Genomic DNA, 15713 nt, shown 5'->3' with positions numbered 1-15713 from the left:
CAGACTAAAGACCAACAGATTTTTCCATATCAGAGATCATCTGCTCCGTGGCTTTCACACCAGCAATAGACAGATACCATGCATTCAAATCAAGAAACGCAATACTGTTGTTTTTGTACGCTTGAGTCGTTTTGATTAAGTCGTTGTAAAACTCTTTGCTGCCCTGATCATCATTTGGGTTGGTCAGCTTGTTACGGTCGATAACCAGCAACACTTTCGGGTCGTTTTCACGGATAAACTCGTAGGAAACCAAGTCTCCGTGGCTGCTGTTCTTTTTGGTTGGAACGGTCTCTTTGAAGCCAAAATCTTGATAAATAGAAGAAAAACGTGAATCCGCGCCAAATGCCGTAATGTTGCCACCGTTGGTCATTACCGTCATCGCATCCAAATTGTGGTTTTGGTTGTAGGCACGTACCGCTTGGAACTTCTTATCAAGTTGGTCAATTTTTTCATCGACTTTGTTTTCGATGTTGAACACTTTACCTAGGTTTTTCCATTGCTCCTGAGTGCTTTGCCAGTAGCCTTTGTTAGCATCCACGGCAAACACAATCGTTGGTGCTATTTTAGTTAGCTCGCCATAACTCTTTGCTGCACGAGGGCCAATCAGAATCAGATCTGGTTTAAGTGTGTAGATTTTTTCAAAATCCGGTTCAAACAATGAACCCGCAGCGCCATATTTTTCTGCTTTGTATTTTTCCAAGTAGTTAGGAATTTGTGGCACTTTAGAGATCGCAATCGGCTCAATACCAAACGTGTCTACGGCATCCAATACGCCCAGCCCAATAACAACTACTCGTTGAGGATTCTGCTCTAGCGTGGTTTTACCCATGCTGTGTTCAACAGTTACTGATTCGGCGTGTGCCGTCATAGATAGGAGAATGCCAACAGTAGCCAAACTGATACGCTTTTTCATTCGGGTTCCTTTTTAATTGCGAAGATTATTGATAATCATTTTTATTTGCACCGAACTATAACGTTCAAAAGATTGATTGGCAACTGTAATCACAGAGACAAAAAGGACGTGAAATGAGCTTTAGAACAACTTCAAAAAAGTAGCGATGAAAAGGGTTCCTTCAAGAAATGCTTGAGCGGAACCCTTTGAAAATGAGGAATTAAATTTGGTAGCTTTGACAATGATTACCCAAAACATGGGTAATGGTTTGAGGCGCTACGCTCTCCCAACCGGGTTCATTTGCCAGAGGCTCTGACGCTAGAATGATATCTTCGCCTTGCTTCTTTACGAATACCGTTGGTGGTTGTTGATCCGAGCTATAGCGAACCAACCAGAATTGCTCGCCATCTGAGACACAAATGGAAGCTTTAAAAGGTTCGGTTACCCCTTTTTTGGCCATCGTTTGCTCAATGTCGTAGATCGTTTTACGAATGGCTGCCACAGGCTGTTCAAACAAGCCATTCATAATCATCAACAAAAAGATTAACTCACTGTCAGTGCTGCCATGCTGCTTAATATAGATTTCTTCCGGCAACATGTGCTCTAACGAGTATTTCACCTTGGCAAATTCGCCAATCTGTCCGTTATGCAAAAACATCCAATTATCGATGATAAATGGATGACAGTTGCTACGTGAAACGCGACTCCCCGTAGACGAACGTACATGGGCCATAAATCGGTGCGAGCGAATATGATGCGCTAGAGAGCGCAAGTTCTCATCGCCCCATGCTGGTAACACTTCATGAAACTGCCCCGGTGTAGAACGCTCGGTATACCAGCCTAATCCAAACCCGTCAGCATTGACTCGGGTAACCGTTTTTCGAGCTTCGATACTTTGATGAACAAGAGAGTGTTCAGGGTGGAAAATAAGCTCATCTAAATAGATAGGGCTTCCCTGATACGCGAGCCAACGGCACATAAAACACGCAATCCTATAACGACAAAAACGATAATTAACCACGAATTTTGTGAGGCTGCAATGATCACATATAGGACAAAAGTGCTTGCTGTATATAGCTTGTGAGAGGATCTAAGTTTGCATTCTGCGCTCTACAGAAGTTTTGAGCGCAGAATATAAAAACCACAATATTAGTGCAGTTTAAATTGAGCCATTTCGCTATTTAATTCGGTTACACGATCCCGAATTTGCAGTGATGTTTTGTTTGCATTCTGGCTGATGGAATCCACATCTTTCATCGAAGTCGACACGTTCTGCATATGTTCGGTAATCAAACGCGTTGCTTCAGATTGCTGATTAGCCGCAGCCGCTAACTGTAACATTTGTTCATTCAGAGCAGAAATTTGATCGGTAGAGTTAACCAGCTTGATCACCGCTTCTTCAATGTGTTCTGAACCTTGTTCAGCCATCTCCTGACTGCGTTGAATTTCTTTCACTACAGACCCAGTCGCACTCTGAATTGCATTAACAATACTATTGATTTCGGTGGTTGACTTAGTCGTGCGAGACGCCAGCATGCGAACCTCATCAGCAACCACGGCAAAACCTCTGCCCGCATCACCGGCTCTCGCCGCTTCAATCGCTGCGTTAAGCGCCAGTAAGTTGGTCTGCTCGGCTAATCCTTCAATCACTTCGGTGACTTTACCAATCGCTTGGCTTTCGAGATTCAACTTCGCAACCAGCTCGCTGGTGACTTCAATCGTTTTGTGCAAAGAAGCCATGGTCGCTTTGTTTTGCTCAAGCGACTCACGTCCTAAAGTTAACTCGTGTTGACTGTCCGACAGGGTTTCTACCGAACGCTGCGCCTGATCAAGCGTATGTTGCGTTGACTGAGCGACATCTTCCAGCTCCGTCTCCATTTGCTCGATACTCTGTTCCTGATTTTTCACTTGGCTAAGGGTTTGCTGGCTGGATGTGAGTAACGCTTGCATACTGTCATTCACCTGCCCCGCTTTATCTGTCACACCTTTAACGATATCCGATAAAGCGCGATTCATGCTGTTGATTGAAACGGTTAATGCTGACAACTCATCGCTTCCTTTCACTTCCAATGGTTGTTGGGAAACATCGCCAGAAGCAATCAGCTGTGCTCGTTTTGAAATTTGCGCCACACGGCGGCCAATGCTGCGTCCCATGTAGGTTGAAACCACCAGCGATGCAATCACCACTAAGATCAGCGCCACCACCAGAATCGTCAGAACCTGGTGAACCGATTGATTGATACCTTCACCACTCTTATCCGCTTTGCTTTGCTGAGCCGCGACCACCGCTTCCAAACTGATATCCAACTGTTCAGCGGCAGGCACCAGAACATTCGCCATCTCTTGGTTAACTAGGTTCCAATCTGGCGACTGACGAAGCGCAATGGTTTGATCAGCCAGCGGAAAATACAACTGCTGCATCTCTTTAAACAGTTCCCAAAGTGACTTGTCATCTTCGTTCAACAAATCGATCTTACTTTCTATCTCACTCACAGACTGCTTATGGGCTTTGATAAAATCTTGATACTTTGTCAGATAGTCAGGATCGCCGTACAAAAGAAAATCACGCATGGCAGAAAGCGCATTTGCCAGCGAGTTATAGCTGTCGGCATAGACTTTAAACAGACGCTTGCGCTCTTCACCCTCTTTGTTTGAAGATTCCGCATTCAGCAGCCCTTGAATCTGATCCAATGCCACTTCAGCAATTGGCGCCGCTTCACTGGTGAACAGATTATGTGCAGGCAAGTTCTCAGGTGTATGAGTCATCTCGACGATTTTGTTTACCGAGGCTTTCACTTCATTCCAATGCATAACTACATTCTGGTAGTCCTGCTGTTGAATGAGCGTTTCTAAAACTGGCAGGGATTCATCTGTCTGAGAAATTATCGTATTGATTTTAGTTTTGAGGTTTTCACCCGTCTGCTCATCACTTCCCAATAGCATATAGGCGCGAACAGTAGAAAGTGTTGCCTGAATAGATTGCTGAATCGCTCGCGAGGTATCAACGGTTGGCAAATCAGACTGAAGAAGTGAATTGGTATGAGTCTCTAATACTGAGACATTTCGGTAGGTTACGACCGCAGAAACCGTAAATAATACGGCTAAAAGCAAAAAACTTAACTGCAACTTCCCCGAAATCGTTAGCTTCATCCTTGAGCTCCTGTACAACTTTTTTGAGACTATAACGTTAATTAAAGGTTAACGGTATTCACAAATAAAACTTGAGGAGTGTTTGGTTAGTGTTTGTACAATTTACGTATGATATCCGGTATTTTGACAGAAAATGACGTCATTGCTGGAACTATGCGCCCAATGAATACATCAAAAGTGACGGCGCAAGCACGCAAACCACAAACGCGGGATGGGTTAAAGCAGAATAACGGAAATGAATCAGCAATGGGGCTGCAACAAACAGAGTGATCAACACAGGAATGGTATCAACATCAATCACAAAGTGAATTATCACCAAAAGCAGCGCAAGACTCAGTATGGACAGGTAAGGCACAAGTACTTTTTTACCTAAAAGAAGCATGAAGAAAAACGTCGCGAAGAAAGAGAACATCATGAAAACCTCAATTAATAATAATTATCATTTAGATTTAAATGATATGTTGAGTCTTGAGGTAAATCAAGCAGCAAAATGGGTTTTACCTGTCTTGTTTGAGTGACTGAAAAGAACGGTAGAAGAATCGATAGCAAGTTCGTTCAAAAAGAAAGCTCGATCAAAAAGAGCAGCGGTTTGTCGCTGCTCTTAGTATTTAAACTCGTATTGAAAACTTTGCTTTTGCTAAAGCTTCAATGGACGTATCGATTATTTCGCTGACAATGCCTGACCAGAAAATTTCACACCTGCCCAGCCAAAACGAATGAAATTACGGATATTTTGATGGTCATCGTTATCTGGATTTTCTAGTACATCTTTACGATAGAAATCACCAAAGCACGTCAGTGTTTGTTCCACTGACAGTTCTTGCAACTGCGCAAAAGCAAAAATTTTGCACGAACCGTTATTTTGATTCTCAGCATTGACTGTTTCGCCATTAACGAATGCGGTTGGCGTGAATTCAAAATTCTCATCGATGGTTGCGATGACTTCCTGAAACTCTACTTGCTCTGGCTGTAGGGTTAACTTTTCAATTAGGGCTGCAATTTCCATATGTTTCGTTCTATCCAGTTAAAAGTGGTATCTAGTTAACGTTCTGTCTAAAAAACAAAAGGCAGTCTAATGAAAAACGGCCTTGATGCAAACCCACTTAACTCATAACGGCTGTTTAAACACTACCAGTCTACCGCTTTCCAACCATTAGGAGGCGTAAGTCCCCAGCGCTTAAATTCTTCTGCGCTGTAAATTTCCATCCCTTGATGACCGGCTTGAATCGGGAAAGTGCTGGCGTCTAAACCTTTATCTAAGATCTCACGCGCTATATTACCCGCTTGTATGCCTTGAGAGCGGCCATCCAATATCGCACCGCCAGCCGCTTTGCCTTTACCTATCGAGAAATCCCAGAAACCGAACAAAGGCACTTCGCTGTTTTTGGATGTCCAGTCCAGCAGCTCTTCGGACGGGACACTCTCGCCATTACTATCTACAAGAGTTTGAAATAGCCCAACCAAAATCGCGCTTACGCCATTGCTTTTAGCGTTCAGCACGGCATCACGCCACTCTCTTTCTGTCGAAAAGGTTTGTACCTGAGTATCAATGCTCAGATTCTGCTTAATTAGTGCCGTTTGATTTTCTATGGTTCGTACTGCGATTTTTGAAGTATTGCCCGAATCAAACATCACCAGCACCTTAGGATTCGTTGTTGGACTGTCTAATACTTCGCCAACACCTGCCATGGTTTTCGTATAAAAAGGCCGCTCAAGAATACCTGTAACTCCCGCTTTCCCCGAATACTTGGTCAGCAGTTCTCTGGGGTTGGAGTTAATGCCCAAAAACACAATAGGAATGGGTTCCTGATACAACTTAGGCAACATATAACTCAATGCATTGTCATCACCGATGACCACTAAGTCCGGTTTCAATTCTAGATAAGCTTGATGAGCGAGCTCCGCTCTGTGTTCATATTCCTTACTTGGAACACGTTTAGTGTCCATTTCAAAAAAAGTCAGTTGATGATCGGAAGCTAAGCTTTCATTCAGTCCCTGCCTGTACCCCGCATCCCAGCCAAATCCAGCATGATAGCTTTCTATCACCAAAATGTTGGCTGCCATTACAGGCGACGATAACAAGCTGAGAAGCAGTGCAATTCGAAACATAGTTAACGCCTTCATATCTTATAATTTTTTAAGTTTAGACGAACTTCGCCAATTACCAGAGTCAGACCTTCTATACTGGGATCATCCTTTAGTTAAAAACTCAAAATAAAACTACTGCAACTTTAGGTAGATCGGACTTCAAGTAGAAAGGGAATGCTTAATGAATAAGAGCCGGCAGTTCATCGAAAGTGACAACAACCCGTTTTATAGCCGTATTGGCCGAAGAATTATCATTATCTTAGTTTTGCTCAGCGGTGCTGTAACACTGGTTGCGACTTTGGCGCAGACCTACTTTGACTACAAAAGCGAATTTAATGATGTTGACCAGCGACATCATGAGATTGAGATCATCCACTCCGAACTGCTTTCCGCATCCTTATGGGATTACGATTTGGTGTTGCTACAACAACGTTTGGATAGCCTAGTAGAGCTGCCCAAACTGAATTACCTGCGAATAGAATCAGGCAAATACAAGTTTGAAGCGGGAACGCCCGTTGTCGGTAGTGTAGTCACCAGCACCTACCCTTTGTATCACATCAATCAAGATAGCAACCAAATGGAGGAGCTTGGCACCATTCACATCGAGTCGAGCGCACAAGAAATTTACAACGACCTCATCAAGCAGTTCATCATCACGCTGCTAGTGAATGCGGCTAAAACCTTGTTTGTTTGTGCTGTGATACTCATGGTCTTCCATGAAAGCATCAACCGCCGAATTTTTTCTGTTGCTCAATATTTGCGTAAATATAACCCTCGTCATCCTGCAGAAAAGCTCTCACTGGAACACAAAAAATGGATCATGGAAAAAGACGATGAGCTGGATTGGCTGGCCGAAGAGACCAATGCCATCACCAGTAATGTGACGACTCTTTATCGCAATATTAAGTTCGAGCAAGAACGCTTTGCCGATTTTACCCAGGTGTCCTCAGACTGGTTGTGGGAAACCAACATGGAAGGGTATCTGACTTACATCTCTGAACCTATGCGTGAGATGCTGGAAATTGATGAGTTTACTCGCCCGACATTCGCTCAGATCCCATGGTTTGTTGATGTCACAGAGCTGCTTCGCGCTTTAGAAACTAAGCAAGATTTTTCCAAATGTGAACAGCACCTTAAAATTGATGGCTATGATATCTACATGATGTTTCAGGGAATTGCCCGTTATGAAAATGACCGGTTTATCGGTTATCGCGGCACTACCATCAACATTACTCAGCTCAAATCAACTCAGTTAGAGTTACAAACGCTCAACTTCAACTTGGAAAAAACCGTAGACGAGCGAACTAGTGACCTGAAACAAAGCATGGAACACCTTCAACGCACACAAGACCAATTAATCGAATCTGAAAAACTGGCGGCTTTGGGTGGCCTTGTCGCAGGCGTAGCACATGAAGTAAATACACCGCTAGGGATTGCAGTCACTGCCACCTCTGTGATTCAGGAAGTGAAAAATGAATTAAACTCAGCATTCGCCTCGCAAACCCTGACCAGTACTCAGTTTAGCGAACTAATGCAACGTCTCGCAGACAGCAGTACCCTGTTAGAGAGTAACCTGAATCGAGCAGCCAAATTGGTCAGAGACTTCAAACAAACCGCGGTGGATCAAGTATCTGAGCAACGCAGTCAGTTCCGAATCCATCAGGTTATTGAGGCTCTGATAGCTAGCTTGCATTCAGAAACGAGGAAAATACCGGTTGAGCCTCAAATTCAAGGTAATGAGCAGTTGATGATGACCAGCCTACCCGGCGTGATGACGCAAATTCTGACTAACTTGATTATGAATAGCCTGAACCACGCCTTTAAAGACGTTTCGCAACCAAGCATTGTTATTCATTTCTACGAACAGGATGACAACATCGTTTTGGAGTATCGGGACAACGGCTGTGGTGTTGCCCCTGAGTTGCATCAGAAGATTTTCGAACCTTTCTTCACAACTAAACGGGGCGTGGGCGGCTCGGGACTGGGGTTAAACTTAGTCTTTAATCTGTTGAAGAAGAAGCTTAAAGGCGATCTTCATTTTGAATCTGACATTGGGCAAGGCGTGCACTATACCTTTACCATGCCCAAAGTCCTGATTCAGGAATCGAAAGATTAATCCGGCCAGGTCGATCTTATTTCTACGAATGCATCCCAGTTATCGAGGAGAAGATCGACCAGTTTAGGTTCAAAATGCTGGCCTCTTTGCGCCAGCAACTCGCGCTTAATCTCTTCATCTGACCATGCTTCTTTGTAAACCCGCTTCGCGCCCAGCGCGTCAAACACATCCGCCAACGCAGTTATGCGTCCACAAATCGGAATGTCTTCACCTTTAAGCTGTTTAGGGTAACCTTCTCCATTCCATTTCTCATGGTGTGTTGCAGCTATCTCTTTCGCCACTACCATCAATGGTCGTTTCGACTTACTCAGAATATCAACGCCATATTCAACATGCTTTTGCATCTCTGCCCATTCTTCAGCATTCAGTTTTCCGGGCTTATGTAAGATGCTATCGGGAATAGCCACTTTGCCGACATCATGCAATGGCGAAGCATTGCGAATGAGCGTGGCTTCGGACTCAGACAAACCATATAAGAGCGCAAGCTTTTCACAGAACAGAGAGACCCTTTGCACATGTGCCCCGGTTTCTTTGCTGCGCGCTTCGACTGCGTTCGCCAAGTTGTACACCAACTCTTTAGATGTCTCTTTGAGATCTTCCATAAGGTTAATTTTTTCGAAGGTTAACCCTATGTTGTACATATAAATTTGCAGCAGCTGTTTATCCAGTTCCGACAATTCTTCATTCAGATTCACATAGAGGAGGTTATCAGCACCCCGCTCATCGTGAAGATAACAAATATAAGCTTTGCCGAAATCTTCAGACTGCTTAGTTTCCAGCACTTTAAGGCAACGTTTTACAACATCTTGAGGTAACACATCGAACGCACAATCTTGGTAGCAGTCGACGTACTCGCCGGTCGCAGCCAATGTAAACGGGCGAGCTTCTTCTCCTGCACTACGAGGTTTAACGATACAGTAGAAAGCCGAAGCATTAAGTTTCAACAAAGAGGTCATTTGACTGAGAACGGAGGAGGCGTAGGTTTTAAGGGTGGTGGTGTTTTGCACCTTGGCCGACGCTTCAATAACACGGCTAAGCCCTTGTTTTTGTTCTTCAATCAGGCATAAATCCCGATAGGATCTGAGCATTGAGTAAAGCAGCGTACGTAGCTTCTGCGTGGTCAGCTCGGTTTTCTCTTTGTAGTCATCAATCTCATATTCTTGAATAACTTTATCTTCCGGTGCTTGACCCGCCTGCCCCGTCCTTAATACCAGACGAGTCATTTTATTATTGAGATGTTCACGGATGTAACGAACTAATTCGAGGCCTGCGTGTTCACTTTCCATTACCACGTCGATCAAAGCTAAAGCCACATCGTCACGCTCTTCCATGACTTTACGTGCTTCATCGCCAGATAAGGCTGAAATTAATTCAAGTGGGCGATCCTGAAACAAGAAACCACTGAGGGCTAATCTGGTGACTTGATGCATTTCTTGGTCATCATCCACCAATAAAACTTTCCACGTTTTAACAACCAGTTGGGGCTCTTTTTTCTCAGACACCGAGCTGCCACGCATGTCAGCAAATAAATCCATTTACAGCCTCATTATAATTATTTCTAAATGCAAGTTTAGCGTAGCACATTCCATATAGTCGCAATGTTACCTATGGCACTTTTTTGCTGAACATCATTCAGCTCCAACCTCTAATTTTTACCGTACAGCTGTATAAATGCACGTGAGTGCACAGCAATTATTTTACCTTCATCTAAAATAATAAGTTCAGTCAGTTGAAACTCTATATTTCTAAGGTAATACAATGAAAAAACTGCTAAGACTTTTTCCTTTGTACCTAGTAGTAACCGTTATAGCTGGGGTCCCAATACTCATAGCGTTAACATTAGCCGTGTCGAACATTCTCGATTTAAATAAACGCGTAAGTATTGCTGAGCATGATCAAGAGACAGTCCAACTCATACTTTTATACGATAATCTCGCTCATAACTTGGCAGTCGAACGTGGATTGACCGCTGGCGTTTTAGGCTCAAAAGGCCAAGGAGCTCAAGTTGAAGCGTTGAACAAGCAGCGAGTTCAGTCCGACACGCACGTTAAAGCCCTGCAAAATTTCAATCCGACTTACATTGCAAAAGCCCTCACTGACAAGATTAAATCCGACATAAACACCCAGCTTCAATCATTGACTGAAGTTCGAAAGCAGGTGGATGCGCTTCAGCCTAAAATCTCACCTTTTGCTTATTATTCGAATCTTAACCAGCTCGCAATTGATAATGCGCGAGTGCTGCTGGGAACGATTGATGACGCCAACGTATCCGAGCTAGGTAGCTCACTGATTTCAGTAGTCATAATGAAAGAACGAGCAGGACAAGTGCGTGGTGCGCTGAACGGAGCGTTTGCCAGCCAAAAATCGAATGCCGCTCAATATACCGCCATTAGTGACTATATCTCCTCAGGTAAATACGCCGAGCGCTCAGCATTACTGACGATGCCTTCTGAGTTTATTCAGCAACTCAGTGATGCCAAAAACTCGCCTATTTGGAAAAATGTAGAACAAATTCAACAAAGCTATCTGAGTCAGGCCAATCAACTGGATAACTTACAAGGACCTAAACCAACGGAGTGGTTTGGTGCTGCAACAGAGCGAATTGGTTTGATAAACCAATTAAGAAACACCATCCAAGGCCAGATGATGGCGATATCAAATCAACAATCGACGCAAGCCAAAACCAACGAAACCATCATTATTGCTCTGAGCATTATTATTGGGTTTATTTTGGTATTCGGCCTCTACACATCGGTACACACTCTAAGAGCCCGAGTGGGAAGCCTGACTAAGAAACTGGCGCTGATGTCCAGCAACAGGGACTTGAGTGTGTCGCTGGCATCAGACGGACAAGATGAAATTTCGCATATATCTCAAAGTGTGAATGGCTTAACCACCAGCATTCGTAATCTATTAAGCGACGTTACCGATGCCAACGATCATAGTGCTGAACGTTTGAAACTGATCATTCAGAGCTCCAAAGATCTTTCGCAAAGCAGTCAGGCAACCACTGCCAAATGTGACAACATTGCTGCGGCAATGACTGAGTTGTCTCAATCGAGCGTAGAAATTGCACAATCGTCTGAGCGTGCACTTGATGAAACCAACACGATGACTCAGAAAGTCGTCACTTGCCAAAACCAAAGTCAGTCTTCGTTTAAAGCAGTAGAGGCGTTGGTTGAGCAAATTGAACAAACTCAGATCTGTATGCAAAACCTAGAAAAAGACGCCATGAGCGTGAGTAAGATCGTCGATACCATCAGCGGCATTTCAGAGCAAACAAACCTGCTTGCGCTTAACGCTGCTATCGAAGCTGCACGGGCTGGCGAGCACGGCAGAGGTTTTGCGGTTGTTTCTTCAGAAGTTCGCGATTTGGCGCAACGAAGCAAAGAAGCCACCGAACACATCAGTCAGCTATTGAGTAACATGTCGAGCAACACCAATACGGCTGTGAGCTATATGGAGAAGAGCCGTCAGGCGACTCACACCACTTTCGAATCCGTTTCAACGGTAAACACCAGTGTCGCTGAGCTGGAAAGCGTGATTGAGGAAGTGAACACTCACATTACCAGTATTGCTAATTCGACAGTTGAACAATCTAAGGCAAGTGAAGCCGTAGACCGCGATGTTGATGTGCTGGCAGAGATTGCGCAAAACACGGGCGCACTTGCGACTCAGTTAAACGAAATAGTAAGCAGCTATCACAAAGAAGCAGACTCAGTGAAACAGCAACTCGCCGAGTTCAAACTCACATAGCAACATTTGGTTTAAACGGATTTTATTTAAGCGGATTTAGCTTAACCAGATATAAAAAAGAGTCATCCTAGGATGACTCTTTTTCGTAAACTCTAAATTAAAATGGCACTTCTATGTGCATCATTAGATCGACTTCGTAGTCTTCATGCCAACGATAATCCATTCGCATGCGTGGTTCGCCTTTTTTCTTACTGCCAAAGCCTAAACTCAGCAATAAACCATGGCTTTTTAACCACTCTTCCGTTGTCATCTCTGCCTGCTCTTTCAAAAGCTTTGTGGGCATCCATACACCGACACCGATGTAACTTTGGGCAATCTTATGGGTAAACAACGGTTCATCTTCTTGTTCGAATCCCCACTGTCCCCAGTAGTCATTAATGATTTCTTTATCTTTAAAAAAATCTAATTCAAAGAGTTTGTTAGACGCATACTCCAAACCGTGGATAAACGAAATACAAAGTACGCGACTGTCTGATAGCTCTACAGTTTCAAAAGGTTTGTGCGATGGTTCTTTATACACAAAAGATTCGCATGCACTCGCCAAATTTGAAACCAGTAACAGCATTATGCATGCAGCAAAAGATTTCATTAAACAGCAGCTCCGACCTCTTGGAGCGCTGATTTTCTAATAGACTTTTAAACGCTTCAATAACCCTTCAACGCTTGGGGTCGTTAAACCGCTAATTTCAGAGTTATCTGACAATCGACGTCTTATCTCAGTACTACGAACAGGTATTCTTTCCGGACAAACCATGATCGACCAGCGCTGCAAAATCTCGGAGGATTTGTAGAACTTGTCGAAGTTGAGCAAATTATCAGGACCAATCACAAACGTGATGTCAGCATGCGGAAAGATTTCTTCAACTTTTGTCAAAACTGCATAAGTTGTGACGCTGTTACCCGGCGTAACCAACTCCTGTTCGATTTTGCACAGCTCCACTTTGCTAGAACCAATATCGTTAATGAAGGCTTCGATCAATTGGCAACGGATATCGTAGTCCAACATTTCCTTGCCCCAGGCATGGGAAATACTTGGTACCAGTAAAATGCGGTCAAAGTGATCCAAAGAATCAATGACACTTTTGTGTCCCAAACTCGGTGGATTAAATGCACTGCCAAACACAGCAATTTTTTCCATCTTCACCTCTACTAAGAATGAAATCTCTATTCTCGGTTTTCTAATTGCATGATTGAGGTATGATACTACGAAAGTTTGTTAATGCTTGCAGGAAAAGGAAACCCAATGGAACAAATGATTCGAGATGAGATGCGAGTACTTCCTAGCATCGATCCAGAGTTCGAAATCGAACGTCGTGTCGCTTTTCTAAAACGTAAACTACTAGAGTCTGGCTGCAAATCTCTGGTACTTGGTATCAGTGGTGGTATCGACTCTACAACTTGCGGACGTTTGGCTCAGCTTGCTGTTGAAGCGCTGAATAAAGAAAGCAACTCGAATGATTACCAGTTTATCGCTGTGCGTTTGCCATACGGCGTTCAAAAAGACGAAGACGAAGCACAACTGGCTTTATCTTTTATCAAACCAACGCACTCTGTTTCAGTGAACATTAAAGCGGGTGTAGACGGTTTGCATGCAGCTTCTCATGAAGCTTTAGCACATACTGGCCTTCTTCCGGCTAACGCAGAGAAGCTTGATTTTGTAAAAGGTAACGTAAAAGCACGTGCTCGCATGGTGGCTCAATATGAAATCGCAGGCTACGTCGGCGGCTTAGTATTAGGTACTGACCATTCAGCAGAAAACATCACTGGTTTCTACACCAAGTTTGGTGACGGTGCATGCGACATGGCACCACTTTTCGGCTTAAGTAAACGTCAAGTTCGTCAAGTAGCAGCGGCCCTTGGTGCGCCTGATTTATTGGTTCACAAAACACCTACCGCGGATTTGGAAGAGCTTGCGCCACAAAAAGCGGATGAAGATGCACTGAATCTGACTTACGACCAAATCGATGATTTCTTGGAAGGTAAACCCGTATCTAAAGAAGCTTCTGACCGTTTGGTGGCCATCTATAAAGCAACGCAACATAAGCGTCAGCCTATCCCAACGATTTACGACTAACAAATTGCTCAATAATCGTGCAAAAAGCCAAGCAAATTGCTTGGCTTTTTTACATCCCTTAAGAGATTACAATACATTCCAATAACACTTCATTTATCTATTCATCACTTCTATGACTAATAATGTGCTCCACATCAGATTCATATAATTCAAATACTTGAGCACACTTTTCTGTGAACGGCACTCCATACTTTGATTACATTTGGTTACACAATGTAGCCATTCAAAAGTCAATTTTAGAGAGCGCCGATATGTTATATGTCGAATTTATGTTCCTGTTGCTGATGTTATACATCGGTTCACGTTATGGCGGTATAGGATTAGGGGTTGTATCCGGTATCGGTCTGGTTATTGAAGTCTTCGTCTTCAAAATGCCACCGACTTCGCCACCTATCACCGTTATGCTTATCATTTTGGCAGTGGTTACCTGTGCTTCGATTCTTGAAGCGGCGGGCGGTCTCAAATACATGCTTCAAGTGGCTGAACGTCTACTGCGTAAAAACCCGAAACGTGTCACCTTGATTGCCCCATTTGTGACTTACACAATGACCTTCATGTTAGGTACGGGTCATGCGGTGTATTCCATCATGCCAATTATCGGCGATGTGGCACTAAAAAATGGTATCCGTCCTGAACGACCTATGGCAGCGGCATCTGTTGCTTCTCAAATTGCGATTACGGCATCACCAATTTCAGCGGCAGTGGTGTATTACCTTGCACAACTATCAGATATCAACCACAGCATCACTCTCGTTTCAATTCTGATGGTCACTGTGCCTGCGACCTTGTTTGGTACTCTGTTGATGTCTCTGTACAGCCTAAGACGCGGTAAAGAGCTTGAAGATGATCCAGACTACCAAGAACGTTTGGCTGATCCGGTATGGCGCGACAAAATTCTTAATACCACCGCGACTTCACTTGATGAAACGCTACCAGCGGCAGCTCGTAACTCTGTATTGCTGTTTATCCTTTCACTATTAGTAATTGTCTTGATTGCAATGGTTCCAGAAATCAGAACCATTGGCGAAGGTGCAAAACCAATCAGCATGGCGGTTGTGATTCAAATGATGATGCTCTGCTTCGGCGGTATCATTTTACTGGCAACTAAAACTGACCCTCGTGGCGTGCCTAATGGCGTAGTGTTTAAGTCTGGTATGGTTGCGGCGATTGCGATCTTCGGTATCGCATGGATGTCTGACACTTATTTCCAATACGCAATGCCTCAGTTTAAGTCCGGTATTGTGGAGATGGTAACCAACTATCCATGGACATTTGCGCTAGCGCTATTCATCGTATCCGTAGTGGTTAACTCTCAAGCAGCGGTTGCACGTATGATGCTACCAGTAGGTTTAGGTCTGGGATTAGAGCCTGCGCTACTGATTGGTTTGATGCCAGCATTGTACGGTTACTTCTTCATTCCGAACTATCCATCAGACATCGCAACAGTGAACTTCGATAGTACAGGTACAACGAAAATCGGTAAGTGGTATTTCAACCACTCATTCATGTCAGTTGGTTTAATAGGTGTTATCAGTGCAAGCTGTTTGGGCTATGTACTAGGCAAAATGATTATCGGTTAAACGATATAAAATGCGTAAGTTAAGGCATGGGTTCATACCCATGCCTTTTTTATTTAT

Annotated in this window: 13 protein-coding genes; 4 read left to right on the top strand and 9 right to left on the bottom strand. The window is 43.8% G+C overall.

The genetic code is table 11. From position 1 onward, the window contains the following. Positions 1–4 precede the first annotated feature (4 nt). The 6 genes from HKI82_RS02720 to HKI82_RS02695 all read right to left on the bottom strand — a co-directional run bounded on the left by HKI82_RS02720 (position 5) and on the right by HKI82_RS02695 (position 6151). Positions 5–913, bottom strand: a complete 909-nt coding sequence (locus tag HKI82_RS02720; RefSeq protein WP_171137126.1) for a siderophore ABC transporter substrate-binding protein — start codon at positions 911–913, stop codon at positions 5–7. 199 nt (positions 914–1112) lie between these two features. Next, positions 1113–1871, bottom strand: a complete 759-nt coding sequence (locus HKI82_RS02715; RefSeq protein ID WP_171137125.1) for a class II glutamine amidotransferase — start codon at positions 1869–1871, stop codon at positions 1113–1115. Positions 1872–2041: 170 nt separating this feature from the next. After that, positions 2042–4042, bottom strand: coding sequence for a HAMP domain-containing methyl-accepting chemotaxis protein (locus tag HKI82_RS02710; protein ID WP_102939671.1), 2001 nt, complete (start codon positions 4040–4042; stop codon positions 2042–2044). Between the two features lie 151 nt (positions 4043–4193). Continuing rightward, positions 4194–4457 (bottom strand): hypothetical protein, encoded by a 264-nt coding sequence (locus HKI82_RS02705; protein WP_102939672.1) that lies wholly within the window; start codon positions 4455–4457, stop codon positions 4194–4196. Positions 4458–4703: 246 nt separating this feature from the next. Then, on the bottom strand, positions 4704–5048 hold the full coding sequence (locus tag HKI82_RS02700) for a HopJ type III effector protein (protein WP_171137124.1): 345 nt from the start codon (positions 5046–5048) through the stop codon (positions 4704–4706). 122 nt (positions 5049–5170) lie between these two features. Continuing rightward, positions 5171–6151, bottom strand: a complete 981-nt coding sequence (locus tag HKI82_RS02695; protein ID WP_171137123.1) for an ABC transporter substrate-binding protein — start codon at positions 6149–6151, stop codon at positions 5171–5173. Positions 6152–6311: 160 nt separating this feature from the next. On the opposite strand from HKI82_RS02695, the gene HKI82_RS02690 reads away from it, so the two are divergent. Continuing rightward, entirely contained in the window at positions 6312–8246 is a 1935-nt protein-coding gene (locus HKI82_RS02690) for a PAS domain-containing sensor histidine kinase (protein ID WP_171137122.1), read from the top strand. Here HKI82_RS02690 and HKI82_RS02685 read toward each other — a convergent pair. Next, positions 8243–9781 (bottom strand): DUF3369 domain-containing protein, encoded by a 1539-nt coding sequence (locus HKI82_RS02685; RefSeq protein ID WP_171137121.1) that lies wholly within the window; start codon positions 9779–9781, stop codon positions 8243–8245. The two genes, HKI82_RS02690 and HKI82_RS02685, sit on opposite strands and share 4 nt — an antisense overlap. Positions 9782–10004: 223 nt before the next feature. On the opposite strand from HKI82_RS02685, the gene HKI82_RS02680 reads away from it, so the two are divergent. Further along, entirely contained in the window at positions 10005–12002 is a 1998-nt protein-coding gene (locus HKI82_RS02680; RefSeq protein WP_171137120.1) for a methyl-accepting chemotaxis protein, read from the top strand. 97 nt (positions 12003–12099) lie between these two features. On the opposite strand, the gene HKI82_RS02675 is transcribed toward HKI82_RS02680, so the two are convergent. Both HKI82_RS02675 and HKI82_RS02670 read right to left on the bottom strand, forming a co-directional pair. Continuing rightward, positions 12100–12522, bottom strand: coding sequence for a hypothetical protein (locus HKI82_RS02675; protein WP_171137119.1), 423 nt, complete (start codon positions 12520–12522; stop codon positions 12100–12102). A gap of 105 nt (positions 12523–12627) precedes the next feature. Further along, positions 12628–13140: a nicotinate-nicotinamide nucleotide adenylyltransferase gene (locus HKI82_RS02670; protein WP_102939679.1), complete on the bottom strand. Its 513-nt coding sequence runs from the start codon at positions 13138–13140 to the stop codon at positions 12628–12630. Between the two features lie 105 nt (positions 13141–13245). Here HKI82_RS02670 and nadE point away from each other — a divergent pair, with 105 nt between their 5' ends. Together nadE and HKI82_RS02660 are read left to right on the top strand one after the other, a co-directional pair. Then, positions 13246–14076, top strand: coding sequence for an ammonia-dependent NAD(+) synthetase (gene nadE, locus HKI82_RS02665; protein ID WP_102939680.1), 831 nt, complete (start codon positions 13246–13248; stop codon positions 14074–14076). A gap of 251 nt (positions 14077–14327) precedes the next feature. Further along, positions 14328–15656: an anaerobic C4-dicarboxylate transporter gene (locus tag HKI82_RS02660; RefSeq protein WP_102939681.1), complete on the top strand. Its 1329-nt coding sequence runs from the start codon at positions 14328–14330 to the stop codon at positions 15654–15656. The last annotated feature ends 57 nt before the right edge of the window (positions 15657–15713 follow it).

The organism is Vibrio plantisponsor, assembly GCF_013041605.1.
GTDB lineage: Bacteria > Pseudomonadota > Gammaproteobacteria > Enterobacterales > Vibrionaceae > Vibrio > Vibrio plantisponsor.
The sequence above is the reverse complement of the archived record's forward strand: the minus strand, read 5'-3'. Positions and strand labels throughout refer to the sequence as shown.

Bases quoted from the DNA above. Each gene is read 5' to 3' on its own strand.
- HKI82_RS02720 (WP_171137126.1), bottom strand. From the start codon at position 913: ATGAAAAAGCGTATCAGTTTGGCTACTGTTGGCATTCTCCTATCTATG.
- HKI82_RS02715 (WP_171137125.1), bottom strand. From the start codon at position 1,871: ATGTGCCGTTGGCTCGCGTATCAGGGAAGCCCTATCTATTTAGATGAG.
- HKI82_RS02710 (WP_102939671.1), bottom strand. From the start codon at position 4,042: ATGAAGCTAACGATTTCGGGGAAGTTGCAGTTAAGTTTTTTGCTTTTA.
- HKI82_RS02705 (WP_102939672.1), bottom strand. From the start codon at position 4,457: ATGATGTTCTCTTTCTTCGCGACGTTTTTCTTCATGCTTCTTTTAGGT.
- HKI82_RS02700 (WP_171137124.1), bottom strand. From the start codon at position 5,048: ATGGAAATTGCAGCCCTAATTGAAAAGTTAACCCTACAGCCAGAGCAA.
- HKI82_RS02695 (WP_171137123.1), bottom strand. From the start codon at position 6,151: ATGTTTCGAATTGCACTGCTTCTCAGCTTGTTATCGTCGCCTGTAATG.
- HKI82_RS02690 (WP_171137122.1), top strand. From the start codon at position 6,312: ATGAATAAGAGCCGGCAGTTCATCGAAAGTGACAACAACCCGTTTTAT.
- HKI82_RS02685 (WP_171137121.1), bottom strand. From the start codon at position 9,781: ATGGATTTATTTGCTGACATGCGTGGCAGCTCGGTGTCTGAGAAAAAA.
- HKI82_RS02680 (WP_171137120.1), top strand. From the start codon at position 10,005: ATGAAAAAACTGCTAAGACTTTTTCCTTTGTACCTAGTAGTAACCGTT.
- HKI82_RS02670 (WP_102939679.1), bottom strand. From the start codon at position 13,140: ATGGAAAAAATTGCTGTGTTTGGCAGTGCATTTAATCCACCGAGTTTG.
- nadE (WP_102939680.1), top strand. From the start codon at position 13,246: ATGGAACAAATGATTCGAGATGAGATGCGAGTACTTCCTAGCATCGAT.
- HKI82_RS02660 (WP_102939681.1), top strand. From the start codon at position 14,328: ATGTTATATGTCGAATTTATGTTCCTGTTGCTGATGTTATACATCGGT.